At 57.6% G+C, this 22,718-nt stretch carries 20 protein-coding genes; 13 read left to right on the top strand and 7 right to left on the bottom strand.

Annotated features, from left to right (window positions below; translation table 11 throughout):
* Positions 1–34: 34 nt before the first annotated feature.
* Both CFB02_RS00530 and CFB02_RS00525 read left to right on the top strand, forming a co-directional pair.
* A complete protein-coding gene (locus CFB02_RS00530) occupies positions 35–706 on the top strand; it encodes an amino acid ABC transporter permease (protein WP_014578168.1) in 672 nt (223 codons plus the stop codon).
* Between the two features lie 13 nt (positions 707–719).
* Entirely contained in the window at positions 720–1,466 is a 747-nt protein-coding gene (locus CFB02_RS00525; RefSeq protein ID WP_088556398.1) for an amino acid ABC transporter ATP-binding protein, read from the top strand.
* Positions 1,467–1,504: 38 nt separating this feature from the next.
* Here CFB02_RS00525 and CFB02_RS00520 read toward each other — a convergent pair whose 3' ends face one another.
* Positions 1,505–1,798: a type VI secretion system PAAR protein gene (locus tag CFB02_RS00520; protein WP_088559118.1), complete on the bottom strand. Its 294-nt coding sequence runs from the start codon at positions 1,796–1,798 to the stop codon at positions 1,505–1,507.
* A gap of 249 nt (positions 1,799–2,047) precedes the next feature.
* Between CFB02_RS00520 and CFB02_RS00515 the strand changes: the two genes are divergently transcribed.
* The 4 genes from CFB02_RS00515 (at position 2,048) to CFB02_RS00500 (ending at position 6,673) form a co-directional block, all read left to right on the top strand.
* The gene (locus CFB02_RS00515; RefSeq protein WP_062781235.1) at positions 2,048–3,400 is read left to right on the top strand and encodes an adenosylmethionine--8-amino-7-oxononanoate transaminase; all 1,353 of its coding nucleotides are present in this window, start codon (positions 2,048–2,050) and stop codon (positions 3,398–3,400) included.
* 29 nt (positions 3,401–3,429) lie between these two features.
* Complete coding sequence (locus tag CFB02_RS00510; protein ID WP_088556396.1) at positions 3,430–4,164, top strand: 16S rRNA (uracil(1498)-N(3))-methyltransferase; 735 nt, start codon at positions 3,430–3,432, stop codon at positions 4,162–4,164.
* A gap of 119 nt (positions 4,165–4,283) precedes the next feature.
* Complete coding sequence (locus CFB02_RS00505) at positions 4,284–5,513, top strand: DUF445 domain-containing protein (RefSeq protein WP_088556394.1); 1,230 nt, start codon at positions 4,284–4,286, stop codon at positions 5,511–5,513.
* Between the two features lie 110 nt (positions 5,514–5,623).
* Entirely contained in the window at positions 5,624–6,673 is a 1,050-nt protein-coding gene (locus CFB02_RS00500; protein WP_088556392.1) for an HDOD domain-containing protein, read from the top strand.
* On the opposite strand, the gene CFB02_RS00495 is transcribed toward CFB02_RS00500, so the two are convergent.
* A complete protein-coding gene (locus tag CFB02_RS00495; RefSeq protein ID WP_088556390.1) occupies positions 6,656–8,017 on the bottom strand; it encodes a YihY/virulence factor BrkB family protein in 1,362 nt (453 codons plus the stop codon). The two genes, CFB02_RS00500 and CFB02_RS00495, sit on opposite strands and share 18 nt — an antisense overlap.
* 200 nt (positions 8,018–8,217) lie before the next feature.
* Between CFB02_RS00495 and CFB02_RS00490 the strand changes: the two genes are divergently transcribed.
* A complete protein-coding gene (locus tag CFB02_RS00490; RefSeq protein WP_088556388.1) occupies positions 8,218–9,471 on the top strand; it encodes an OmpP1/FadL family transporter in 1,254 nt (417 codons plus the stop codon).
* Between the two features lie 46 nt (positions 9,472–9,517).
* On the opposite strand, the gene CFB02_RS00485 is transcribed toward CFB02_RS00490, so the two are convergent.
* Complete coding sequence (locus CFB02_RS00485) at positions 9,518–10,453, bottom strand: D-2-hydroxyacid dehydrogenase (protein ID WP_088556387.1); 936 nt, start codon at positions 10,451–10,453, stop codon at positions 9,518–9,520.
* 93 nt (positions 10,454–10,546) lie between these two features.
* Here CFB02_RS00485 and tmpT point away from each other — a divergent pair, with 93 nt between their 5' ends.
* The 4 genes from tmpT (at position 10,547) to CFB02_RS00465 (ending at position 16,397) form a co-directional block, all read left to right on the top strand.
* Positions 10,547–11,200 (top strand): thiopurine S-methyltransferase, encoded by a 654-nt coding sequence (tmpT, locus tag CFB02_RS00480; RefSeq protein ID WP_088556385.1) that lies wholly within the window; start codon positions 10,547–10,549, stop codon positions 11,198–11,200.
* 389 nt (positions 11,201–11,589) lie between these two features.
* On the top strand, positions 11,590–13,512 hold the full coding sequence (locus CFB02_RS00475; protein ID WP_088556383.1) for a PrkA family serine protein kinase: 1,923 nt from the start codon (positions 11,590–11,592) through the stop codon (positions 13,510–13,512).
* Positions 13,513–13,551: 39 nt separating this feature from the next.
* Positions 13,552–14,841, top strand: coding sequence for a YeaH/YhbH family protein (locus CFB02_RS00470; RefSeq protein ID WP_227519410.1), 1,290 nt, complete (start codon positions 13,552–13,554; stop codon positions 14,839–14,841).
* The gene (locus tag CFB02_RS00465) at positions 14,838–16,397 is read left to right on the top strand and encodes a SpoVR family protein (protein WP_088556379.1); all 1,560 of its coding nucleotides are present in this window, start codon (positions 14,838–14,840) and stop codon (positions 16,395–16,397) included. The genes CFB02_RS00470 and CFB02_RS00465 overlap by 4 nt, the downstream gene beginning before the upstream one ends.
* Here CFB02_RS00465 and CFB02_RS00460 read toward each other — a convergent pair.
* From CFB02_RS00460 to CFB02_RS00450, 3 genes are read right to left on the bottom strand one after another with little or no spacing between them, the layout of a single operon-like run.
* Complete coding sequence (locus CFB02_RS00460; protein ID WP_088556377.1) at positions 16,394–17,731, bottom strand: sensor histidine kinase; 1,338 nt, start codon at positions 17,729–17,731, stop codon at positions 16,394–16,396. The two genes, CFB02_RS00465 and CFB02_RS00460, sit on opposite strands and share 4 nt — an antisense overlap.
* Positions 17,728–18,399, bottom strand: coding sequence for a response regulator transcription factor (locus CFB02_RS00455; protein WP_088556375.1), 672 nt, complete (start codon positions 18,397–18,399; stop codon positions 17,728–17,730). The genes CFB02_RS00460 and CFB02_RS00455 overlap by 4 nt, the downstream gene beginning before the upstream one ends.
* On the bottom strand, positions 18,396–18,767 hold the full coding sequence (locus tag CFB02_RS00450) for a PepSY domain-containing protein (RefSeq protein ID WP_088556373.1): 372 nt from the start codon (positions 18,765–18,767) through the stop codon (positions 18,396–18,398). Before CFB02_RS00450 ends, CFB02_RS00455 begins: the two co-directional genes overlap by 4 nt.
* Positions 18,768–18,923: 156 nt before the next feature.
* Here CFB02_RS00450 and CFB02_RS00445 point away from each other — a divergent pair, with 156 nt between their 5' ends.
* Complete coding sequence (locus tag CFB02_RS00445; RefSeq protein WP_088556372.1) at positions 18,924–19,388, top strand: hypothetical protein; 465 nt, start codon at positions 18,924–18,926, stop codon at positions 19,386–19,388.
* A 23-nt stretch (positions 19,389–19,411) separates the two neighbouring features.
* On the top strand, positions 19,412–21,334 hold the full coding sequence (locus CFB02_RS00440) for an alkaline phosphatase D family protein (protein WP_088559117.1): 1,923 nt from the start codon (positions 19,412–19,414) through the stop codon (positions 21,332–21,334).
* On the opposite strand, the gene CFB02_RS00435 is transcribed toward CFB02_RS00440, so the two are convergent.
* Positions 21,335–22,693: a TrpB-like pyridoxal phosphate-dependent enzyme gene (locus tag CFB02_RS00435; RefSeq protein WP_062781214.1), complete on the bottom strand. Its 1,359-nt coding sequence runs from the start codon at positions 22,691–22,693 to the stop codon at positions 21,335–21,337.
* Between the last annotated feature and the right edge of the window lie 25 nt (positions 22,694–22,718).

Raw genomic sequence — 22,718 nt, 5'->3', positions numbered from 1 at the left:
TTCGTGACTCCAAAACTCTGCGGAGACTCTCACTGTGGAATTCCAGTTTCAGTTCGACTGGCAGGCAGCCATCGACTCTATCCCTTTTCTGATAAAAGGGATCCCCTACACCCTGCTGATTTCCTTCGGCGGTCTTCTGATCGGTTTTGCTCTGGGCATTTTCTTTGGCCTGCTGAGCATCAACAAGAAGTGGTTCCTGCGGTGGCCGGCAACCGCCTACATCGAAATCTTTCGCGGCACTCCGATCCTGGTTCAGGTCCTGTTTATCTTCTACGGCCTGCCCGACCTGATCGGCGGTCCCATTGATCCGTTGACGGCCGGCATCGCGGCCATCGCTTTGAACTCCGGCGCCTACATATCCGAGGTGGTCCGCGGTGGTGTTCAGTCCATCGATAAAGGCCAGACCGAGGCCGGTCTCTCTCTGGGGCTGTCCCGTACCCAGACCTTCTGGTCTGTCGTGTGGCCTCAGGCGTTCCGCCGGATGATTCCGCCGCTGGGCAACCAGGCTATCGTCAGCATCAAGGACACATCCCTGTTCTCGGTGATTGGCGTGGGCGAACTGGTACGCCAGGGTCAGATCTATATTGCCAACACGTTTACCGCGTTCGAGGTGTACTTCGTGGTCGCAATCCTCTACCTCGCCATCACCCTGTCCCTGTCCATCATTCTCCGCTTCGTCGAGCGGCGCGGACTGGCTTCTGTCTGAAGGAACGTTACCCATGACTCAGATTGTAAAAATGAAGGGCATGAACAAGTACTTCGGCAAACTGCATGTCCTGAAAGATATTGACCTTACTGTTGAGCAAGGCGAAGTGGTGGTTATTATCGGCGCCAGCGGCTCCGGCAAATCCACCCTGATTCGCTGTGTGAACGGCCTTGAAGAATATGAATCCGGAACACTGGAAGTGGACGGCCAGCAGCTCGCGCCCAAGAGCGGCAATCCCAAAGCTCTGGCTGAAATCCGCAAGGAAGTTGGAATGGTATTCCAGCAGTTCAACCTCTTCCCTCACCTCACGGTGAAGAGGAATATCATGCTGGCGCCCAAGAAGGTCAAGGATGCTCCGGAAACCGTCGCCAACGCCACCGCGGAGCGTTTGCTGAACCGGGTAGGCATCGGCAACCAGGCCGACAAGTACCCCAGCCAGCTATCGGGCGGCCAACAACAGCGGGTCGCGATCGCCCGGGCCCTGGCCATGGAACCGCGCCTGATGCTGTTCGACGAACCTACCTCCGCACTCGACCCGGAAATGATCGGTGAAGTGCTGGACGTTATGCGGGAGTTGGCGAAGGAAGGCATGACCATGATGGTCGTGACCCACGAAATGGGCTTCGCCCGTGAAGTGGCCGACCGCGTGATCTACATCCACGAAGGTGCGATTGTGGAGCAGGGCAAACCGGACGATGTGTTCGACAACCCGCAGAACGAGCGCACCCAGGCGTTTCTTTCGCGGGTCCTGGCTCACTGAGCCAGACCAGCCCCGAGAGCCCCCGCCCAAGGGGGCTTTTAACTGTCGCCAATCACCACAGACCCCGACCCAATAGTCACACCGCCACATGAAATAGCCCCGCCTGTCACCGCCGCCGGTTTGCCGTTGATCATGACGGTGGACGAACCACCGGTGATGGTGCGCGGATGAGGTGGATGCTTGGGTTTGGAATGAGGTGCCAGCGGGTCGCCTACCCGGGCAACGGGCCTGCCATCAATCAGCACATCGGGGGAACCAGCAATCACCGGCGTGGGCGGGAAACCTTCGTGATCGGAGCCGAGGTCTCCAAGCAGAACAATCGCTTTACTCATGTCGCGTCCTTTGCGTTTTTGCAGAGCCATCCTGGCTCTTTAGCTGTAAACCGGCAGTTTATACTGAAGCACTCTTCCAGCCAAACCCTTAGATCTCACAGTGTGATGGAATCAGACAGGCGGAAAACGTCGGGCAATACCGTGTCAGCTCAACCTGAAATCCGGGTGGCCGACATCCGCTGTTAACTGTAATATCCGCACAGGTTAACAGCGACAACCCAGAATCAGACCGTCTGACGGAGAATTACCATGCGCAATGCTGACCTCGTCACCCGTGGCCTCAAGTCCGTGTGGCACCCCTGCACCCAGATGAAAGACCACGAAGGCGCCGTGCCTCTGGTGCCCATCAAGCGTGGCGAGGGTGTCTGGCTTGAGGACTTTGAGGGCAATCGATTTATCGATGCCGTCAGCTCCTGGTGGGTCAATCTCTTTGGCCACGCCAATCCGAGAATCAACGCGGCTATCCAGAAGCAGATTGGCGAGCTGGAACACGTTATCCTCGCCGGATTTACCCACGAGCCGGTGGTCAATCTGTCCGAGCGCCTTATTGAAGTGACCCCGCCCGGTCTGAACAAGGTCTTTTACGCCGATAACGGCTCTTCCGCCATCGAAGCCGCCTTGAAAATGAGCTTCCACTACTGGAAGAACCACGGCAAACCGGGCAAGAAAAACTTCGTGAACCTGAGCAACAGCTACCACGGTGAAACCCTTGGCGCCCTCGCCCTCGGCGATGTGTCACTCTACAAGGACACCTATCAGCCGCTACTGATGGAAGTGCTGACAGCCCCCTCACCGGACGCCTTCAACAAGGAGCCGGGTGAGACCGACGAAGCCTATGCCTTGCGCCAGTTTGAAGCCATGGAAAAGCTGCTGGCAGAAAAGCATGAAGAAATCTGCGCTGTGGTTGTGGAGCCGCTGATCCAGTGCGCCGGCGGCATGCGGATGCACCATCCCATCTACCACACCAAGCTGCGGGAAGCCTGCGACCGCTATGGCGTGCACCTGATTGCGGATGAGATCGCCGTTGGTTTTGGCCGCACCGGTACCCTGTTTGCCTGCGAACAGTCGGGCATCACTCCGGATTTCATGTGCCTGTCCAAGGGGCTCACCGCCGGCTACCTGCCTCTGTCGGTGGTACTGACCACCGATGATGTCTACAACGCCTTCTACGACGACTATGAAACCCTCAAGGCGTTTCTGCACAGCCACAGCTACACGGGCAACCCCATTGGCTGCGCCGTGGCGTTGGCGACCCTGGACATCTTCCGGGATGACAATGTGATTGAGAGCAACCGCGCGCTCTCCACGTGTATGGCCGAATCCGTCGCCCACCTTGCGGACCACCCCAATGTCGGCGACATTCGCCAGCATGGCATGACTTTGGCCGTGGAAATGGTGAAAGATAAAGCGTCGAAAACGCCTTTTCCCTGGCAGGAACGCCGTGGCATTCGTGTTTACCAGCATGCATTGACCCGCCAGGCCTTGCTTCGCCCCCTGGGTAATGTGGTTTACTTCATGCCGCCTTACGTGATCACCGAAGAACAGATCCGCCACCTGGCCCAGGTTGCAACGGAAGGCATAGAGATCGCGGTTCGCGACTGACAACCGCCAAGAACCTGAGAGACCAGCTCATGCGCATACCCCGCATCTATACCAATTCTGCCCTCGCCCAGGGCAGCACTGCCGAACTTGATGACAACGCCGCACAACATGTGGGCCGGGTATTGCGCATGCAGCCAGGACAGGAGCTGCTGCTCTTCAACGGTGATGGCAACGACTACCCCGCCACCATTTCCAGTGCCAGCAAGAAGAACGTGGAAGTCCAGGTTGGCACCCCGGAAGCCAACACCACTGAATCCCCACTGGAAATCGTTCTCGGCCAGACCCTCTCCAAGGGTGACCGCATGGACTACGCAGTGCAGAAAGCGGTGGAAATGGGTGTTACCCGTATCGTGCTGCTAACCACCGAACGATGCGACGTAAAACTGAAGGGCGACCGGGAAGACAAGCGCCTGCGCCACTGGCAATCCGTTGCCATCAGCGCCGCCGAGCAGTGCGGACGCGCCCGGGTGCCAGAGATCCTGCCGGTGATGACGGTTTCCGAGTGGCTGGAACACAGCCGCGATTGCGAAGTCCGCCTGGTTCTCCACCACCGCACCGAACACGCCCTGAAGTCCATCATTCCCCCAGAGCGGGTGGCTCTCATGATCGGCCCGGAAGGCGGCCTCTCTCCCGAGGAAATCGTACACGCAGAAAAGGAAGGCTTCCTGCCGGTAGCCCTCGGCCCCCGGGTACTGCGAACGGAAACCGCCCCGGTTGCGGCCATGGCGCTTTGCCAATGGCTGTGGGGCGACATCGGCGGCTGACCGACACCGACCGTACCGCCGTCTCATGTTGGCACGCAAGTCATTGACATAACGGGGTGCCAACAACATTATCCCTGTCGACTCCGGAAGCAAAAAAACGATCACACGCGAGTAACGGGATGACAAGCCTGCTAAGCACCCAAGAATTCTGGCAATACCTCAGTATTCCGGTCATTGCCGCCCTGATTGGCTGGACCACCAACTGGCTTGCCATCAAGATGACCTTCTACCCCCTGGAATTCATCGGCAAACCACCGCTGCTTGGCTGGCAGGGTATTATTCCCTCGAAGGCCCGCAAAATGGCGGCCATCAGTGTCGACGCCACTATCTCCAAGATCGGAACCGTTCGGGAGATCTTCCAGCAGATCGATCCGAAAGTTCTCGCCACCCATATCGTTCACTCCGTCGAACCACGCATCGAGGAATACGTGGACGAAATGATGCTCAAGGAGTACCCCACCTTCTGGGAAAACCTGCCGGCCTCGGCCAGGAAGATGGTCTACGATCGCGTCCGCAAATCCACGCCCCAGCTCGTGGACAACCTGGTGGAAGATGTCTCCGATAACATTGAAGACCTGCTGGATATCAAGGGCATGGTCATCGAGCGCCTGGCCAGCGACAAGGAGCTGCTGAACCGGATCTTTATCGAGTGCGGTGAGGTGGAATTCCGGTTCATCATCAACTCGGGGCTCTACTTCGGCTTTTTGTTCGGCCTGATCCAGATGGCAGTCTGGTATGTCTATCCGAGCTGGTGGGTGCTGCCGTTCTTCGGTCTTCTGGTGGGTTGGGCGACCAACTGGATTGCCCTGAATGTGATTTTCCGGCCGCTGCACGCCAAAAAAGTCGGCCCCTTCCGGATTCAGGGTCTGTTCCTGAAACGCCAGCCGGCCGTGGCAGAGTCGTTCTGCCACATCGTGACCCACGAGATACTCACCGTTGGCAACATCATCAACGCGATTCTCGATGGCCCCAGGGGCGACCGCGCCCGCAACATGGTCAAGAAGCACATCAAACCGCTGGTGGATGAAACCGCCGGCATGGGCAAGGCGCTGACCCAGATGGCCTTCGGACCCACCGGCTTTGCAACGCTCAAGAACAAGGTTGGCGAGAAGGCCATCGAAATATCACAGACATCGTTCAACAACCCGGTGTTCGAGAAGGACCGGGCCAGAGCTGTCGAATCGATCATGGTCGAGCGGATGATTGCGCTGTCATCCGAAGAGTTTCAGGACTTGCTACGGCCCTGTTTCCAGGAGGATGAAATCAAGCTGATCCTGGTGGGCGCATTCCTCGGCTTTGGCGCCGGTATCTGCCAGCTGGTGTTCGTGTTCGGGGAGTCGTTCCTGTAAATTCCTGCCATAATTCACCGGCTTGAAACCTGTGCAAGGATGCGTCGTACATCTATACTCTCGGAAACGGAGGTTCATTACTTCGAACAGGTTCGACCCGGAGGCAACGGATGCCAGGTTTTCTCTCCTGGATTTCAGGATTATTCCCAAGCAAGAAATCAGAACCACCCGCTCCGGAAGCGCGGCTGTTCAATCCATCCCCGGAAAAACCGGCCACCGCCACCCCTGACACCAGCCCGGAGCTTGCCCAACAGCTTGAGGAACATCTGTTCTGCTGGCTGCTGGATGCCGAGCCGGCAGCCCTGCGCGCTGATCTTTCTTCCTACGAGGAAGTGCTGGAGGAGCTTTATCAGCGGCTCACCAGCAATAAAATGGAGGAACTGCCCCGCCAACCCATGAGCCTGCCCATGCTCATGCGGGCCCTGTCCGACGAGTCCACCGACCGCCAGCGGCTCACGGAGATCATTCTTGGTGATCCCTCCCTGACCGATCAATTGCTTCAGATTGCCAACAGCCCCTACTTCCGAACCAGCGACCACGCCATTGAATCGGTGGACCAGGCGGTATTTGTACTGGGGGTAGATGGCATCCGGAACGTCATTTCCGCGGCGGTTATGCGCCCCATGATGGCCGCAAGGAACAGCCGGGAAGCGCTGTTTGGTCAGCGCGGCTGGCGCTGGGGACTGACCTGCGCGCGAGCCGCAGAACTCATTGCCAGAACCCAGGGCGAAGACACCAGTGCACACTTTATGGTGGGCCTGCTGCCCTCACTGGCGTATATCACGATCCGCCGTGAACTTCAGCGTATCTGCCGGTCGCGCACAGCAATCGGCGAACCGGAGCCGGCGCTTATTCGGCATGCTCTGGCGAGATACCAGTGGGCTACCTGTCAGCTCCTGGCGAACGAATGGAACCTTCCCCCCAAGTACCATGCCTACCTTCTGGCCGCGGAACGGCCAGCACCAAAACAGAAGCACACTCCGCTGACGGACGGCATGCTTATTGGCACCCGGGAAGTGCTGAGGCACGCCCATCAGCGCAACCTCGCAGAAGAGGACCTGCCAAAAGTGGTGCGCCTGACCCCGGATCAGATCAGCAACATTCGCAACGCGCTGCAGAAGATGCTTCGGGAAGGCGGCCGTTCAACTGTCAGAAGTTGAGACGGGCTCCCTCTCCGCCACGGCTCCTGGTTTTTCCTTTGCCTCGTCGCCGCGCAATAACTCCGCAAAGGTTCGTGTTTCTTCCACCTTACGGGCTCCCACCAATTCGGCAGGAATCACCTTCGGGAGCCGATCAACAATTCCGTCCTCGTCGTGGCGAACAACCCTGAGAACGTCGCCGATCGTTATCAGATCCAGCGCCCGTCCGGGCACCAGTCGATCGCCCTGACTCCCGGCCAGGCTCAGTAAACCTGCACGGATCAATTTGTCACTGAGAGCCCGGGTTACCTCACCCGGCACCCTCAGCTCGTATTCCAGTAATTCCTGCTGGGGTGCAGGCTTGCCCTCGCTGAAGGGCTTGGCCACCAGCCACATGGTCGCCAGCGCCACATTTTCCTGCAGCTCTGGTGCCAGTTGCACCTCGCGCCGCTTGGCCACGGAGCCGGGATTCTGCAGATAGAAACCGATGCTGGCACCCAGCAGGAGAATCATCCAGTTCAGATAGATCCAGATGAGCAGAATAATGCCGATGGCGAAACTGGAATAGATGGCCGCGTACTTCGCAGACCCGGCAACGAATGAGGCGAACAGCATGCCGGCCGCCTGCCAGGATACCCCGGCCACCAGACCGCCGATGGCCGCATAACGGAGCTTGACCCGGGTATTGGGCATGAATACATAAACGAATGTGAAAGCGCCAACCACCAGGAAAAACGGGGTGAACCGGCTGGCCACAAGAATCACCGAGCCGAACGGTTCGATTTCGATGAGCTTCTGGACGATGGTTGAGGAAAAAATGGTCGCGCTGACGCCAATAGCCGAAACCATCAGAAGCGGTCCCACCATGATCACGCTCAGATAATTGCTGAATCGCTGCGCCATGGAACGCATGTCTGGCACGCGCCAGATCATATTAAAGGAACGTTCGATTTTCTGGAGCAGTGACACCACCGTATAAACCAGCAGCGCCAGGCCCACCGATCCCAGAACGCCGACCTTCATATTATCGACGAAGCCCAGGATCTGTTCGGCAAGATCAATCCCCTGCGGTCCCAGCGGCTCAAAGAACTGGAACAGGAACGGCTCCATCCGCTGATGCACTCCCAGCGCCTTCAATACCGAGAAGCTCAGGGCAAGGAGAGGCACGATACTCAGCAGGGTTGTGTACACAAGACTCATGGCGTGGAGAGTCAATTGTCCACTCAGAACATCCCGGGCCATCGCATAGGCAGTGCGGCCGACCTTGTACAACCAGGTCCAGGGCCAACTCTGGGGCGGATTGGGATTTGCCAGAATCCAGCGCTCAGTTGCCTGAATCCGGTCTTTTAATTGGAATGAAGCCACTTTAGGTCCTATCGTTCCATGTTTTGTTCAGATTATCAGTCAGATATCCGATGTAAACAGAGTATGGCCGATTAACGGCAGTTTGCGAGGCCTACGGATCTAATATAACCATATCATCATTTATTACTTCCTCTTATAACAGGTTTTCTGTAAAAAGGCCGCTATTCAAGAAATGGTATTTTCTGATCAGGTATATTCTCATGCGAATCAAACTTGCTCTGGGCGTTGCTGCACTTACCGCCGTCTCACCGGTGACGGCCCTGGCCACCAACGGCTACTTCAGTCACGGCTACGGCACCATCAGTAAAGGCATGGCCGGCGTAGGTACAGCGCTGTCGCAGGACAGCATTGCGGCGGCAACCAACCCGGCCGGTATGGCTTTTGTCGGTAATCGCATTGATGGCGGTTTCGAAGTTTTTTCGCCACGGCGGGAATACTCAGTGGACGGTCCGGTCTCTCCTCCCCCTGCATTCTCGTTGCAGCCGGGCACCTATAAAAGCAGCCGCAACGGTTTCGTTATCCCCCACCTTGGCTTTAATCGGGAACTTTCCGACACCACAAGTTTCGGCGTTTCGGTGTTTGCCAATGGTGGCATGAACACCGACTACTCTGGTGGAAGTGGCGGGCCTTTCTACGCAGGCCGTACCGGCGTAAACCTCGAACAGCTTTTTATTGCCCCGACCTGGTCCTGGGAGTTCTCCGACAACCAGGCCTTCGGCATTTCACCAATCATTGCCTATCAGCGCTTTGAAGCTGAAGGCTTGCAGAGCTTCGCGCCATTCTCGTCAGACCCGGGGGCACTTTCCAACAACGGCACCGACGATGCCTGGGGTTACGGTTACCAGATCGGCTGGCAGGGTGAAATCACCGACACCCTCCGCGGCGGCCTGAGCTGGCGCAACATTCTGAAGATGAACGAGTTCGACAAATACCGCGGCCTTTTTGCGGAACAGGGCGACTTCGACATTCCCCAGATGTTCAACGCGGGCATCGCCTGGTCCGGACTTGAAAACCACTGGTTTCTGCTGGATATCCAGCACATCCGTTACAGCGAGATCAACAGCGTGGGCAACCCGCTGCTGCCCAATCTGCAGACGGCACAGCTCGGCGATGGTAACGGCGCAGGGTTTGGCTGGGACGACATGACCATCGTCAAGCTGGGTTGGCAGTGGCAGCAAACACCGGCGCATGCCTGGCGGGCCGGCGTCAGCTATGGAGAGAATCCTATCTCCGACGAAGATGTGCTGTTCAACATTCTGGCGCCGGGCGTTCAGGAGTGGCACTTCACTGGAGGATTCACCCACAGCTTCAGCGAAAACCTCGATGTCTCTGGCATGGCCTTTTATTCCCCGGCCAAGACAGTGACCGGTCCCAACCCGCTGGCACCGAACCAGACCATTGATCTGGAAATGTACCAGCTGGGCGCCTCGGTGAGCGTGGCCTGGAAGTACTGAACCTAAAGCCAGTCTGCAAAGCCCCGGATCCGCCGGGGCTTTGCTATTACAGCACAGATTTCAGATTGACAGCGGTGATGCCGACGATCCTCTGCCGCGCTTCCCGACTGGCCCAGGCCGAGTGCGGGGTCACAATCAGATTGGGAATATCGTCCGCCAGCAAGGGGTTGCCGTTGCGGGGCGGTTCCTCGGTCAAGACATCGAAACCGGCGCCGCCGATCTCGCCAGCGCGAAGCGCGTCCGCCAACGCCTGTTCGCTCACCAGGCCACCGCGGCTGGTGTTGATCAGCAACGCGTCTGATTTCATCATCTTCAATTCACGGGCACTGATCAGATCCCGGGTCTCGTCGGTCAGCAGGCAGTGCAACGAGACCACGTCTGCCTGGGGCAGCAGTTCGTCCAGTGGAATTCGCGAATAGCCATCGACCACACCCGGTTCCTGCCCGGGCCGAGCTCCAAGAAGAACCTTCATACCGAAGGCCGCGGCCCGCTCCGCCACGCCCTGGCCCAGATCGCCGTAGCCGACAATACCGAGTGTACGCCCCTCCAGTTCCATGATCGGATGATCCATCAGGCAGAACATGTCACTTTTGCCCCAGCGCCCTGCCTGGACATCGCGGTTGTAATCCAGAAGCCGAGTGGCCAGTGCCAACATCAACGCCATGGTGTGCTGCGCCACCGTTGAGCGGCCGTAGTTGGTCACGTTCATCACCTTGATGCCGTGATCCTTCGCCGCCGCCTGATCGATGTTATTCAATCCAGTCGCCACCACGGCGATGGTCTTGAGTTCGGGGCAGGCCTCGAAATGCTCACGGGTGAGCACGACTTTATTGACCAGCACGGTATCGAACCCCCGGATGCGTTCCAGTATCTGATCCGGCGCGGTCCGATCATACTTTTCCAACCCGCCGGTCACCGACTCGATGGGCGAGAGATCCACATCGTGGCCAAGGGTTTTGGCATCAAGAAACACCGCTTTCATACTTTTCTCCTGAATCCAGATGGCCACAGATTAGGGTAGACTTGGTTAAACGTCCAAAACTCAACATGTCCAAGCACGAACAGGGTATGAACCATGGAACATGAATTCTGGCACGAACGCTGGGCCAAAAAAGAAATCGGTTTCCACGAGGGCACGGTTAACAAGTACCTCTATGACCATTGGCCCGAACTGGCCGGCAAAGGCACCGACGCCGTTTTCGTGCCCCTCTGCGGCAAAGCCCACGACATGTGGTGGCTCCACGACCGCGGCCACCCGATCATCGGTGTAGAGCTGAGCGAACTGGCCTGCAAGGACTTCTTCGAAGAAGCCGGCGAGAAAGCCAAAGTTCATCCCGGCGAACCCTTCATAACCTTCAAACATGACAACCTGCAGCTCTGGTGCGGCGACTTCTTCCAACTGGTACCGGAAGACCTCAAACACGTTCGACTGGTCTACGACCGGGCCGCCCTGATCGCCCTGCCGCCCCACATGCGCAGAGACTATGTGAACCACCTGACCGCCATCATCCCCGACGGCACCAGAATCCTGCTCATCACCCTGGACTACGACACCGAAATCAAGGGCCCGCCGTTCAACGTCAGCAACGAAGAAGTGCAGGAGCTCTACCAGGATGACTACAAGATCGAGCACATCCTGACCAACACCCTGGCCAAGGATCATCCGTTTACAAAGAGAAAAGGCCTGGAAAACGCCTCTGAAAGCGTCTTCCGTTTAACCAAACTCTAGCCTGCCTTCAGGCGGTCGCCTCCGTGGCCTGATCGGAGTGTATCGGGTGGCTTTCTGACAACGAATTTGATGTCTGAGCGAAGCGAGTTGCCAATTCGTTGTCAGAAAGCCACCCGGTGCACTCCAGCCCCCCTCCGCCAAAAGACTACAAAACCAACACACCCGCCTAACATAATTTAATGAACCTTAACCACTCACACACTGTCCAACTCCCGAACCGTGAACTAAGCTCAAATTAAGCAAGCCGACCTCGACAAGAGCGTGCACAGGCTTGTAAGTATCCATTCCTTCCACCCATAACTAAATAAACCGCCCGGACGGGCGGAACTGACTGCAACGGGGAAATTGCGTGAACTGAAAGCTGAAGATACAGCGAGCGAGGGCGATCTATGAGCATACTGCAGCACTTCAAAGACCGGTATGAGAGTACTCAGGAAGAAGAATACAGTCTTGAGGAATACCTGGAGATCTGCAAAAAGGACCCAACGGCCTACGCCACGGCCGCTGAGAGAATGTTAATTGCCATCGGCGAACCAGAGTTCGTCGACACCTCAAAAGATCAGAGGCTTTCAAGGATATTTTCCAACAAGGTCATCAAGCGGTACCCCGAGTTTTCCGAGTTCTATGGCATGGAAGACGCCGTAGAAAACATCGTCTCCTTCTTCCGCCATGCCGCCCAGGGCCTGGAAGAAAAGAAACAGATTCTTTACCTGCTTGGTCCCGTGGGCGGTGGTAAATCCTCCCTCGCGGAAAAGCTCAAGTCACTGATGCAAAAAGTGCCCTTCTACGCCATCAAGGGCTCGCCAGTGAACGAATCTCCACTTGGCCTGTTCGATCCGGCCGAAGACTCCCAAATTCTGGAAGAAGAATACGGCATCCCCGCCCGCTACCTGAACAACATCATGTCGCCCTGGGCCGTTAAACGGCTGCACGAATTCGGCGGCGACATCAGCCAGTTCCGCGTTGTGAAGATGTATCCGTCGGTACTCGATCAGGTTGCTGTCTCCAAGACCGAACCCGGGGACGACAACAACCAGGACATTTCCGCCCTCGTGGGCAAGGTCAACATCCGCATGCTGGAGGATTTCTCCCAGGATGATCCGGATGCCTACAGCTTCAGCGGTGGCCTGTGTAAAGCCAACCAGGGCCTGATGGAGTTCGTGGAGATGTTCAAGGCTCCCATCAAGGTCCTGCATCCGTTGCTGACAGCGACCCAGGAAGGCAACTACAACACCACCGAAGGCATGGGCTCGGTGCCCTTTGATGGCGTGATCCTGGCCCATTCCAACGAATCAGAGTGGCAGACCTTCCGCAACAACAAACACAACGAGGCGTTCCTTGACCGGGTCTATATCGTCAAGGTGCCCTACTGTGTTCGGGTGACGGAAGAAATCGAGATCTACAAGAAACTGCTGAGCAACAGCTCCCTGGAAGGGGCTCCCTGCGCGCCCGACACCCTGGACATGCTGGCCCAGTTCTCGGTGCTGTCGCGCATCAAGGAGCCGGAAAACTCCAGCATCTTCTCCAAAATGCGGGTTTATGACGGCCAGAACATCAAGGACACCGACCCGAAAGCCAAATCGATCCAGGAGTACCGTGACGCTGCCGGAGTGATGGAAGGTATGGACGGGCTCTCCACACGTTTCGCCTTCAAGATCCTGTCCAAGGTGTTCAACTTCGACACCAACGAAGTGGCCGCCAACCCGGTTCATCTGCTCTACGTTCTTGAAAAACAGATCGAACAGGAGCAGTTCCCTGCTGAAACTCATGAGAAGTATCTCCGGTTCATCAAGGAATTCCTGGCACCGCACTATGTGCAGTTTATCGGCAAGGAAATCCAGACCGCATACCTCGAGAGCTACAGTGAATACGGCCAGAACCTGTTCGACCGTTATGTCACCTATGCCGATTTCTGGATTCAGGATCAGGAATACCGGGATCCGGATACCGGCGAAATCCTCGACCGTTCCTCAATCAACGAAGAGCTGGAAAAAATCGAGAAACCGGCGGGCATTTCCAACCCGAAGGATTTCCGCAACGAAGTGGTCAACTTCGTCCTGCGGGCCCGGGCGAACAACGGTGGCAAGAATCCGTCCTGGCTCAGCTACGAGAAACTGCGCGCCGTGATCGAGAAGAAGATGTTCTCGAACACCGAGGATCTGTTGCCAGTGATTTCTTTCAACCCGAAAGCGAGTCAGGAAGATCAGAACAAGCACAAGCAGTTCGTCGAGCGTATGGTCGACCGAGGCTACACGGAGAAGCAGGTGCGGCTGTTGGCTGAATGGTACCTGCGGGTTCGCAAGTCTCACTAAGTCAGTGACCATTCACTGAGCTGGAGTAACGCCATGGGAATGACCCACATAGTCGACCGGCGACTGAACGGTAAGAACAAGAGCGCAGTGAACCGTGAACGGTTCCTGCGCCGTTACCGACACCACATCAAACGTGCGGTGTCGGATGCTGTTCAGAAACGCTCGATCACCGATATAGAGCGGGGCGAGAAAGTCAGTATTCCGTCTCGCGACATTGAAGAACCCATCTTTCACCATGGCCAGGGCGGCAAGCGGGAGATGGTGCATCCGGGCAATCAGGAGTTTGTGGCCGGTGACACCATTCCCAAGCCCGATGCTGGTGGGGGCCAGGGCTCCGGGCAGGGGCAGGCCAGCCCGGACGGGGAAGGCATGGATGAGTTCGCTTTCCAGATAACCCAGGAAGAATTCCTGGATTTTCTGTTCGACGATCTCGAACTGCCCAATCTGGCCCGTAAGAAACTCAAGGATACCGAGGCCTTCAAATATGTCCGCTCTGGCTTCAGCACCGATGGGGTGCCGGCCAAGCTGGATGTGGTGCGCTCATTGCGAGGCGCCCACGCCCGACGTCTGGGCCTGGGAGGCGCACGTAAGAAGAAGATCCGGGATCTGGAGAAACAACTGGAAGCCCTGAAATCGGCGCCAGAGGATCTGGACGCGGCGTTCAGTCACGAGGACCAGATACAGGTTCTGGAGGAGGAAATCGCGCGACTGAAAGCAAACGTTCGCCGCATTCCCTTCATTGACGAAATCGACTTGCGCTATCGCCAGCACCTGAAAAAACCGCAGCCGGCCACCAGCGCCGTGATGTTTTGCCTGATGGATGTATCCGGATCCATGACCCAGATGCACAAGGACATCGCCAAGCGATTTTTCATCCTGCTGTACCTGTTCCTCAAGAAGAACTACAAGAAGATCGAAGTGGTCTTCATCCGGCACCACACCAGCGCCAAGGAAGTGGACGAGGAAGAGTTCTTCTATTCGCGGGAAACCGGGGGCACGATTGTCTCCAGCGCCCTCAAGCTGATGCACAAGATTATTGAATCCCGTTATTCCCCGGCTGAATGGAACATCTACGCTGCGCAGGCGTCCGACGGTGATAACTGGAACGATGACTCACCGGTGTGCGGCAAGATCCTGGCCGACAATATCCTGCCGCTGGTTCAGTACTTTGCCTATGTGGAAATCACGCCGCAGGACCATCAGATGCTCTGGTATGAATACGAGAAGATCCAGGAGCAATTCCCCCAGAGCTTTGCCCTGCAGCAGATCGCCGACCCCGGTGAAATTTACCCGGTATTCCGCCAGCTGTTCGAGAGGAAAGCCGCATGACTAACCTCATGGACCGACCCAATCCGCCCGAAAGCGACCAGCCCAGGGCCCAGGAGCCGATCTCCACGGGCTCTGAGTGGACCTTCGAGCTGATCCAGGAATACGATGACGAGATTGCCAAGTGCGCGGCCGAGTTCGGCCTGGACACCTACCCGAACCAGATCGAGGTGATCAGCGCAGAACAGATGATGGACGCCTACAGCTCCGTGGGCATGCCCGTTGGCTACCATCACTGGTCCTTCGGCAAACAGTTTCTCAGCACATCCAAGGGCTATCAGCGCGGCCAGATGGGCCTGGCCTACGAGATCGTGATCAACTCCAATCCCTGCATTGCCTACCTGATGGAGGAAAACACCCTGCCGATGCAGGCGTTGGTTATTGCCCATGCCTCTTATGGCCACAACTCCTTCTTCAAGGGTAACTACCTGTTCCGCACCTGGACCGACGCCAGCGCGATCATCGATTACCTGGTGTTTGCCCGCCATTACGTGGCTGAGTGCGAGGAGCGCTATGGCGTGGACGCCGTCGAGGAGATCCTGGATTCCTGCCACGCCCTGATGAACTATGGGGTAGACCGCTACAAGCGGCCAGCGCCGATATCGGCGTCGGAAGAAATGCGACGCCAGAAAGAGCGGGAAGAATACCAGCAGAGGCGCATCAACGACCTCTGGCGGACAATACCGAAGCTTGACGAAGACGATGACCCGGTCAGGCGTCGCAAACGCTATCCAGAAGAGCCCCAGGAAAACATTCTCTATTTCATCGAGAAGAACGCGCCCCTGCTGGAAACCTGGCAACGGGAAATCATCCGCATCGTGCGGAAGCTTGGGCAGTACTTCTATCCCCAGCGCCAGACCCAGGTCATGAATGAAGGCTGGGCCACCTTCTGGCACTACACCCTGCTGCATCGCATGTACGACAAGGGGCTGGTGACCGACGGCTTCATGCTCGAGTTTCTCCAGAGCCACTCGGCGGTGGTGTACCAGCCGCCATTCAACAGCCCGTGGTATTCGGGCATTAACCCGTACACCCTGGGATTCTCCATCTTTACGGATCTGCGCAGGATTTGCGAAAACCCGACAGACGAAGACCGTGAGTGGTTCCCGGACATCGCTGGCAGCGACTGGCTGGAGACCCTGCATTTTGCGATGAAGAACTTCAAGGATGAGAGTTTCATCCAGCAGTTCCTCTCCCCCAAGGTAATGCGGGATCTGAAACTTTTCGCAATCCAGAATGATGACCAGGAAGACGTGTACCGGGTAACCGCCATCCACGATGACCCCGGCTACCGGGACCTGCGAGAGAAACTGGCGCGCCAGTACAACCTCAGCTATCGCGAACCCAACATCCAGGTATGGAATGTGGATGTGCGCGGCGATCGCTCACTGACCCTGCGCCATATTCCCGTGGACCGCGTCCCCCTGGGCAAGGAAACTGATGAAGTCCTGCGGCACGTGCACCGGCTATGGGGCTTTGATGTGCACCTCGAGAGCGTGGACGATGGCACGGTTGTGGAAGACCACCACTGCCCGCCCAGGGAAGTTGAGGAGGATTAAGCCGGCAATTCAACGCTGACCCTCAGGCCCCCGAGGCCTGAACGTGTCAGCGTGAGGGTCCCGCCATAGATTCTGACAAGGTCGTTCACGATCGAAAGTCCGAGTCCCGATCCCGAGCGCTCTTCGTCAAGGCGGGCACCCCGGCTGAGAGCTTCGGCGCACTGGGTTTCGGACATTCCCGGTCCGTCATCTTCGACAACGATGGAGAGGCTCTCAGGCGATTGCTCAAGAACCAATTCAACTCGTTTTTCTGCCCAGTTGACAGCATTTTCCAGCAAATTACCGACTATTTCCTGAATATCCTGCTGCTCGAACCTGACAGGCCCGGCCAGTCCAAGATTCTTTTCAAACTGAACGCCCCTACGCGAGGCGAGCCCCTCCAGTGCGGCAAAGACCGGAGTCAGGGCCTCGGCCAGATCCGTTTTCCGGCCCAAACCGACCGGACCCGCCGCCGACGCCCGGGCCAGATGATGCCTGACAGCAGCATTCAGGCGCTGCAATTCCGCACGGAAAGCCTGTTGTTGAGACGCGGGTAACTGCTCGGATAACGTGCTCAGCACAGACAGCGGCGTTTTCAGCGCGTGAGCGAGATTGCCGGCCGCGGAACGGCCGCGTTCAATCAGCGTCTGGTCCCGCTCGAGGACCAGGTTAATCGCCCGCGCAAGGCGGGCAAGTTCCTCAGGAAGATCGGTTGCGAGGCTATTCTGTCGACCGGCTTCGACACTCTTCAGGCTTTTTTCGACGCGTCTCATGGGATCAAGACCCCAGCGTATCTGGAGCCCGATAAGGATCAACAAGAGAACCCCAAGCGTTGCCAGAGACACAGCAAGCAACCTGTGGAAACGAGCGACCTCGGCTCGAACTTCGGTCAGGTCGGCCGCCACTGATACATGCAACGGGTCCGGCAGGTTCGGAATCTGGATCGTGCGCGCCGCCACTCTCAGCGTTTGTCCCCCGGGGCCTGCTGACTGCCGATAGACAACCTGTGAACCTTCTACAACTGGAAGCCGCTGATCCCACAGGGATCGTGAGGTGATCACGCGTTCGGCACCATCAGTTGCCTGCCAGTACCAACCTGAAAAAACCCGCTCAAACCGCGGGTCGCCCAATTGGCGCTCCAGGACCAATGCATCGTTGGGAAGGTCATAGGCGACACCGGCGATCACCACATTCAGCAGGGAACCCAACCGGTTGTTAAATGATGTATTCACGGCCTCGCGGAAATTCCAGGCCAGCAGCCCTCCAGCAACAGGCAAAACCAGCAGAATCAGCACAAGGGCGGACACCATCATCCGTGTGGCAATGCCCCAGCGTTTCAAGCCCGACAAGATCATGCTGGAGCTTTCCCGCCATTCATCCGGTAACCCTGGCCACGAACGGTCTCGATCGACTCTCCGCCAAGCTTCCGACGCAACCGGCTGACCTGGACATCAATCACATTGGAATCCGGCTCCTGATCACCGTCATACACATGTTCGGACAGTTCGGTACGGCTCACTACCCTCGGGGCGGCGTGGATCAGGCGGGACAGCAGCCTGAACTCCTGGGCGGTCAGGGCAACCGGCATTCCGGCACGCGTGACTTGTCCTGCGTGGGTATCCAGGGCAATTTCGCCGACCGTAATCATCGGATGGGCATGACCATGGGCCCGGCGCATCAGCGCACGAAGCCGGAACAGGACCTCCGCCGTTTCGAACGGTTTGGTGACATAATCATCCGCCCCGGCAGAAAAACCGGCGGCCTTGTCGGACCATCGCTCCCGGGCTGTCAGTATCAGGACCGGCAGGTCAATTCCTCGCTCCCGCCAACCCGCAAGCCATTGCACACCGCTACCATCAGGCAATCCGAGGTCCAGAATCACCACGTCGTAGCGTTCGGTGCTCACCAGAAAATCTGCACTGCGACCATCTTCTGCCACTTCCACCAGGAGCCCGGCATTGCTCAGCGCAGCGGCAAGGCCCTCGGCAAGAGCCCTATCATCTTCCACCAGCAATACTTTCATCGGCGCCTCATCCCCTGGATATTACGACCTTCCATTTCAATTATTTCACCGGTTTGGGCATCCACTTCGAATTCCACGACCTGTCCCTGAGGCCCAAGAAGCTCGATCTCGTATATCCGCCGGCCATCATCGTGATCCAGGTCCACATCGATTACGTCACCGATCCAGTCCTTCGAAAGGCTCTCGAGAATCTCGCCAAGAGGTTTGATTCTACCCGCCTGTACCTCCCGGTGCAGGCTGTGCCAATCCTCATCGTCATCGGCAAGAGCCTTGGGCACGCCAGCTACCGAGGCGATCACCAGCACCAGCAATACCGTGAGCACCGAGAGACGGAGGTAGTGATTTGCGGCTTTCGTGGCATTTTTCATGGCGTCATTTTGTCAAAGCCCGGATGAACGAATCATGAACGGAGCACTCACGCTGCGGTAAGCACATCCCGCCTAGGATGCACTCAGGTTGACGGGAAAACCCTTCCTGTCTCCGATCCTGTTTTCAAAACTTTCAACGGCACTAAGGAGATTACTATGAAGACGATCATAGCGCTTGCGCTGGCCGGCGGCATGATTTCCGCTCCCGCAGCGATGGCAATGGGCTCTTTTGAGGATGCTGAACGTATTCTTAAGGCGGGCAGCGACTATGGCATCACCCAGTTCCGAAGTCTCGAATTTGAGTATGAAGGCTACGACGATATAGAACTGGAAGGTTGGGTCGAAAACGATTGGTATGTTGAGCTGGACATGAACGACGATGGCTCTGTAGAACGAGAGCAGCGTCGCAAGCACGGCGGAGAGCCTTCCGGATTGACTGCGGAAGAGGTCCGCAACTACCTGAAGGCAGCACAGGCAGAAGGAATGGACAGGCTCGAGGAGCTCAAGGTCAGTTCCCGGGGCTATATTGAAGTGGAAGGTAATGACCCTTCCGGCCAGGAACTCGAAATTGATTTTCGCGTCGGCGACCTGACGCCGGTCAGGATTGAACGGGATGACTAAAATTGACTGACGGGCACACAGCCATGAAACAAACAACGCCGGGGCCGGTCCTAGCCGGCCCGGTCTTGCGACATGCAGCACCGGACTCACTGGTGCTGTGGCTGGTAACCAGTGAGCCGGCAGAGTTTGCCGCTCTGGTGTTCCATGACTCAGAGACTCTTCTGAACCGGCCGCTAGCCGATTCAGAGGTGATCCGGCTGCGAATGGGTACCCGAGCCTGGTTAAACCTGCTGACCATTACGCCTGAAACTGCTCTTCCACAGGACACCCGGCTGGAATACGACCTGGGGCTCACCAGCGACGGCTCAGATGCTTGCCAATGGATCCGGACGTGGGCTCCACATCTCTGCCCCGAGGGCCGGGAGAGGCCGGGCTTTACCCTGAAATCCAGGCTGGACCGAATACTCCACGGCTCCTGCCGAAGACCCCACCACCCCTCTCCTGACGGGCTGGTTCGAGTGGATGAAGAACTGCAGATGGCACAGAAGCTTGAGGACGTTCCGTCTCTGCTCCTGATGACCGGCGACCAGGTTTACGCCGATGATGTGGCCGGCCCTATGCTGCATGCCATCCAGTGTGTCATTCACCAATTGGGCCTTTACCAGGAGGTACTGGAAGGCGCCTCGCTGTCGCACAGCAAGGAACTGACTTCGGTGGCGAATGCCTATTACCACCGGGATGAACTGCTGCCGGAATCCGAATTCAATGAAGACCTGACCGAGCGCTTCTTCGGTGGCGTCCGCAAACCGGTGTTCACCACCGCCAATGCCGGCAATCACCTGATTTCCTTCGCCGAGGTGATGGCCATGTATCTGCTGGTCTGGTCCCCGGAACCGTGGGCTTGTGTGACCAGTGCTGAGCCGGTCGATGACCCGGACGAGCTGGCGCGCTATCGGAAAGAACAGGCCGCCATCAACGAGTTCCGCAAGAGCCTTCCGCAGGCAGCGCGGGCCATGGCCAACGTGCCCGTCTATATGATCTTTGACGATCATGACGTGACGGACGACTGGAATCTCTCCGCGCTCTGGGAAACCACCGCTTACGAACACCCCTTTTCCCGACGCATTATTGGCAATGCCCTGCTGGGCTATCTTTTGTGCCAGGGCTGGGGCAACCAGCCTGGCAATTTCGGGCAGCTTATCGAACAGTGTCAGAGGCTTTTCGAGTCCAGCAACGGGCAACACGAGCTGGATACGGCCATTCAGGATGATCTGATCGACCAGCTGTTCCACTTTCAACACTGGCACTACAGCCTGCCAACATCACCCAGACTGGTGGTGCTGGACACCCGCACCCATCGCTGGCGGAGTGAAATCCGGCGCAGTCACCCCTCCGGACTGATGGACTGGGAATCACTGACCGATTTCCAACACGAAATCATGGGCGAGGATGCCGTCGTGGTGGTTTCGCCGGCGCCGATGTTCGGGGTAAAGCTCATCGAGATGATCCAGCGGGTGTTTACCTTCTTTGGCAAGCCGCTGTTGGTGGATGCTGAAAACTGGATGGCGCATCGGGGCGCGGCCAGTGTGCTACTGAATATTTTCGGCCACCCCCGAACGCCCAGACACTTCGTGATTCTCTCAGGCGATGTTCACTATTCGTTTGCCTACGATGTGAGGGTGCGCCACAAACAGAACGGCCCCCGCGTCTGGCAGATCACCAGTAGCGGCATCAAGAATGAATTCCCCAACGCCCTGCTGGAATGGCTCGACCGACTCAATCGCTGGCTGTTCGCGCCCTGGTCGCCCCTCAACTGGTTCACCAAGAGACGTCGCATGTGGATTTCACCCAGGTTGCCCGAGGGCCGGGAGGCCGGCGAGCGGCTGTGGAACGGCGCGGGCATCGGAGACGTGCGACTGAACGACGAGGGCGCACCCACCGCCATCCGGCAACTGAATGCCGGAGGCGGGGGTACGATTTTCAAACAGCGGGCGAAAGACGACTGATCAGGCGTTGACCGAGGGCAGCCCGGACAGGGCCATGGCCAGTTCCTGTTCGTCGTATTCATGGTCGCTCAGTTCACCGGCGAAGTAGGAGGTGTAGGCCGCCATATCAAAATGGCCATGACCGCAGAGGTTGAACAGGATCACCTCTTCCTTGCCTTCCCGCTTGCAGCGCAGGGCCTCATCAATGGCGCCCTTGACCGCATGGTTGGCTTCCGGAGCCGGGACAATACCCTCGTTCCTGGCGAACAGGACACCCGCCTCGAAGCACTCACGCTGGGTGTAAGACACCGCATCGAACAGCCCTAACTCTTTGGCGTGGGACACCAGCGGTGCCATACCGTGATACCTCAAACCACCAGCGTGGAATCCCGGCGGTGTAAACCCGGAGCCCAGAGTGTGCATCTTGGTGAGCGGGGTCATGTGGGCGGTATCGCCGTAATCGTAGGCGTACTTGCCGCGGGTCAGCGTGGGACAGGCCGAGGGCTCTACCGCCACAATCCGGGATTTCTCGCCGCCTCTCAGGGCGTGCCCCATAAACGGGAAAGCAATTCCGGCAAAGTTGGAACCACCGCCAGTACAACCCACGATCACATCGGGCCAGCAGTCCGCCATTTCCATCTGCTGCATGGCTTCCAGGCCAATGATGCTCTGGTGCAGCAATACGTGGTTGAGCACCGAACCCAGGGCATACTTGGTGTTCGGGTCCTGGACCGCCAGTTCCACCGCTTCAGAAATGGCGATGCCCAGACTACCGTTATGGTCCGGTGTCTCAGCCAGCACTTTGCGGCCAAACTCGGTCAATTCCGAGGGCGAGGCCACACATTTGGCGCCGTAGGTTTCCATGACCGCCCGGCGATAGGGTTTCTGGTTGTAGGAAACCCGAACCTGAAACACGGTAACGTCGATATCGAACAGGGAGCCGGCAAAGGACAGCGATGTGCCCCACTGCCCTGCTCCTGTTTCGGTGGTGAGGGTGCGTATACCCGCTTCGCGGTTGTAGAAGGCCTGCGGAATCGCGGTGTTCGGCTTGTGGCTGCCGGCCGGGCTCACACCTTCGTATTTGTAGAAAATCTTTGCCGGCGTGCCGAGTGCCTTCTCGAGGCGATGGGCCCGATAAAGCGGCGCCGGACGCCAGAGGTTGTAGACATCACGCACCGGCTCAGGAATCTCTATTTCCCGTTCGGTGGTCACTTCCTGTTCGATCAGCGCCATCGGAAACAGCGGTTCCAGATCCGATGGGCCCACCGGCTGCTGGGTACCCGGGTGCAAGACGGCCGGCAGCGGCTCGGGGAGGTCCGCCTGCAGGTTGTACCAGTATTTCGGCATCTGGCTTTCTTCGAGAAGGAACTTGGTTTGCATGAATTAAAAATCCCTACTGTTTGTG

Origin of the sequence: Marinobacter sp. es.042, from assembly GCF_900188315.1 — a bacterium.
GTDB lineage: Bacteria > Pseudomonadota > Gammaproteobacteria > Pseudomonadales > Oleiphilaceae > Marinobacter.
Note: the sequence above shows the minus strand (reverse complement) of the source record. Positions and strands in the feature narration are given on the sequence as shown.

What these genes read in the sequence shown, in the direction of transcription:
- CFB02_RS00525 (WP_088556398.1), top strand. Translation starts at nt 720, where the DNA reads ATGACTCAGATTGTAAAAATGAAGGGCATGAACAAGTACTTCGGCAAA.
- CFB02_RS00520 (WP_088559118.1), bottom strand. Translation starts at nt 1,798, where the DNA reads ATGAGTAAAGCGATTGTTCTGCTTGGAGACCTCGGCTCCGATCACGAA.
- CFB02_RS00515 (WP_062781235.1), top strand. Translation starts at nt 2,048, where the DNA reads ATGCGCAATGCTGACCTCGTCACCCGTGGCCTCAAGTCCGTGTGGCAC.
- CFB02_RS00510 (WP_088556396.1), top strand. Translation starts at nt 3,430, where the DNA reads ATGCGCATACCCCGCATCTATACCAATTCTGCCCTCGCCCAGGGCAGC.
- CFB02_RS00505 (WP_088556394.1), top strand. Translation starts at nt 4,284, where the DNA reads ATGACAAGCCTGCTAAGCACCCAAGAATTCTGGCAATACCTCAGTATT.
- CFB02_RS00500 (WP_088556392.1), top strand. Translation starts at nt 5,624, where the DNA reads ATGCCAGGTTTTCTCTCCTGGATTTCAGGATTATTCCCAAGCAAGAAA.
- CFB02_RS00490 (WP_088556388.1), top strand. Translation starts at nt 8,218, where the DNA reads ATGCGAATCAAACTTGCTCTGGGCGTTGCTGCACTTACCGCCGTCTCA.
- CFB02_RS00485 (WP_088556387.1), bottom strand. Translation starts at nt 10,453, where the DNA reads ATGAAAGCGGTGTTTCTTGATGCCAAAACCCTTGGCCACGATGTGGAT.
- tmpT (WP_088556385.1), top strand. Translation starts at nt 10,547, where the DNA reads ATGGAACATGAATTCTGGCACGAACGCTGGGCCAAAAAAGAAATCGGT.
- CFB02_RS00475 (WP_088556383.1), top strand. Translation starts at nt 11,590, where the DNA reads ATGAGCATACTGCAGCACTTCAAAGACCGGTATGAGAGTACTCAGGAA.
- CFB02_RS00470 (WP_227519410.1), top strand. Translation starts at nt 13,552, where the DNA reads ATGACCCACATAGTCGACCGGCGACTGAACGGTAAGAACAAGAGCGCA.
- CFB02_RS00465 (WP_088556379.1), top strand. Translation starts at nt 14,838, where the DNA reads ATGACTAACCTCATGGACCGACCCAATCCGCCCGAAAGCGACCAGCCC.
- CFB02_RS00460 (WP_088556377.1), bottom strand. Translation starts at nt 17,731, where the DNA reads ATGATCTTGTCGGGCTTGAAACGCTGGGGCATTGCCACACGGATGATG.
- CFB02_RS00455 (WP_088556375.1), bottom strand. Translation starts at nt 18,399, where the DNA reads ATGAAAGTATTGCTGGTGGAAGATGATAGGGCTCTTGCCGAGGGCCTT.
- CFB02_RS00450 (WP_088556373.1), bottom strand. Translation starts at nt 18,767, where the DNA reads ATGAAAAATGCCACGAAAGCCGCAAATCACTACCTCCGTCTCTCGGTG.
- CFB02_RS00445 (WP_088556372.1), top strand. Translation starts at nt 18,924, where the DNA reads ATGAAGACGATCATAGCGCTTGCGCTGGCCGGCGGCATGATTTCCGCT.
- CFB02_RS00440 (WP_088559117.1), top strand. Translation starts at nt 19,412, where the DNA reads ATGAAACAAACAACGCCGGGGCCGGTCCTAGCCGGCCCGGTCTTGCGA.
- CFB02_RS00435 (WP_062781214.1), bottom strand. Translation starts at nt 22,693, where the DNA reads ATGCAAACCAAGTTCCTTCTCGAAGAAAGCCAGATGCCGAAATACTGG.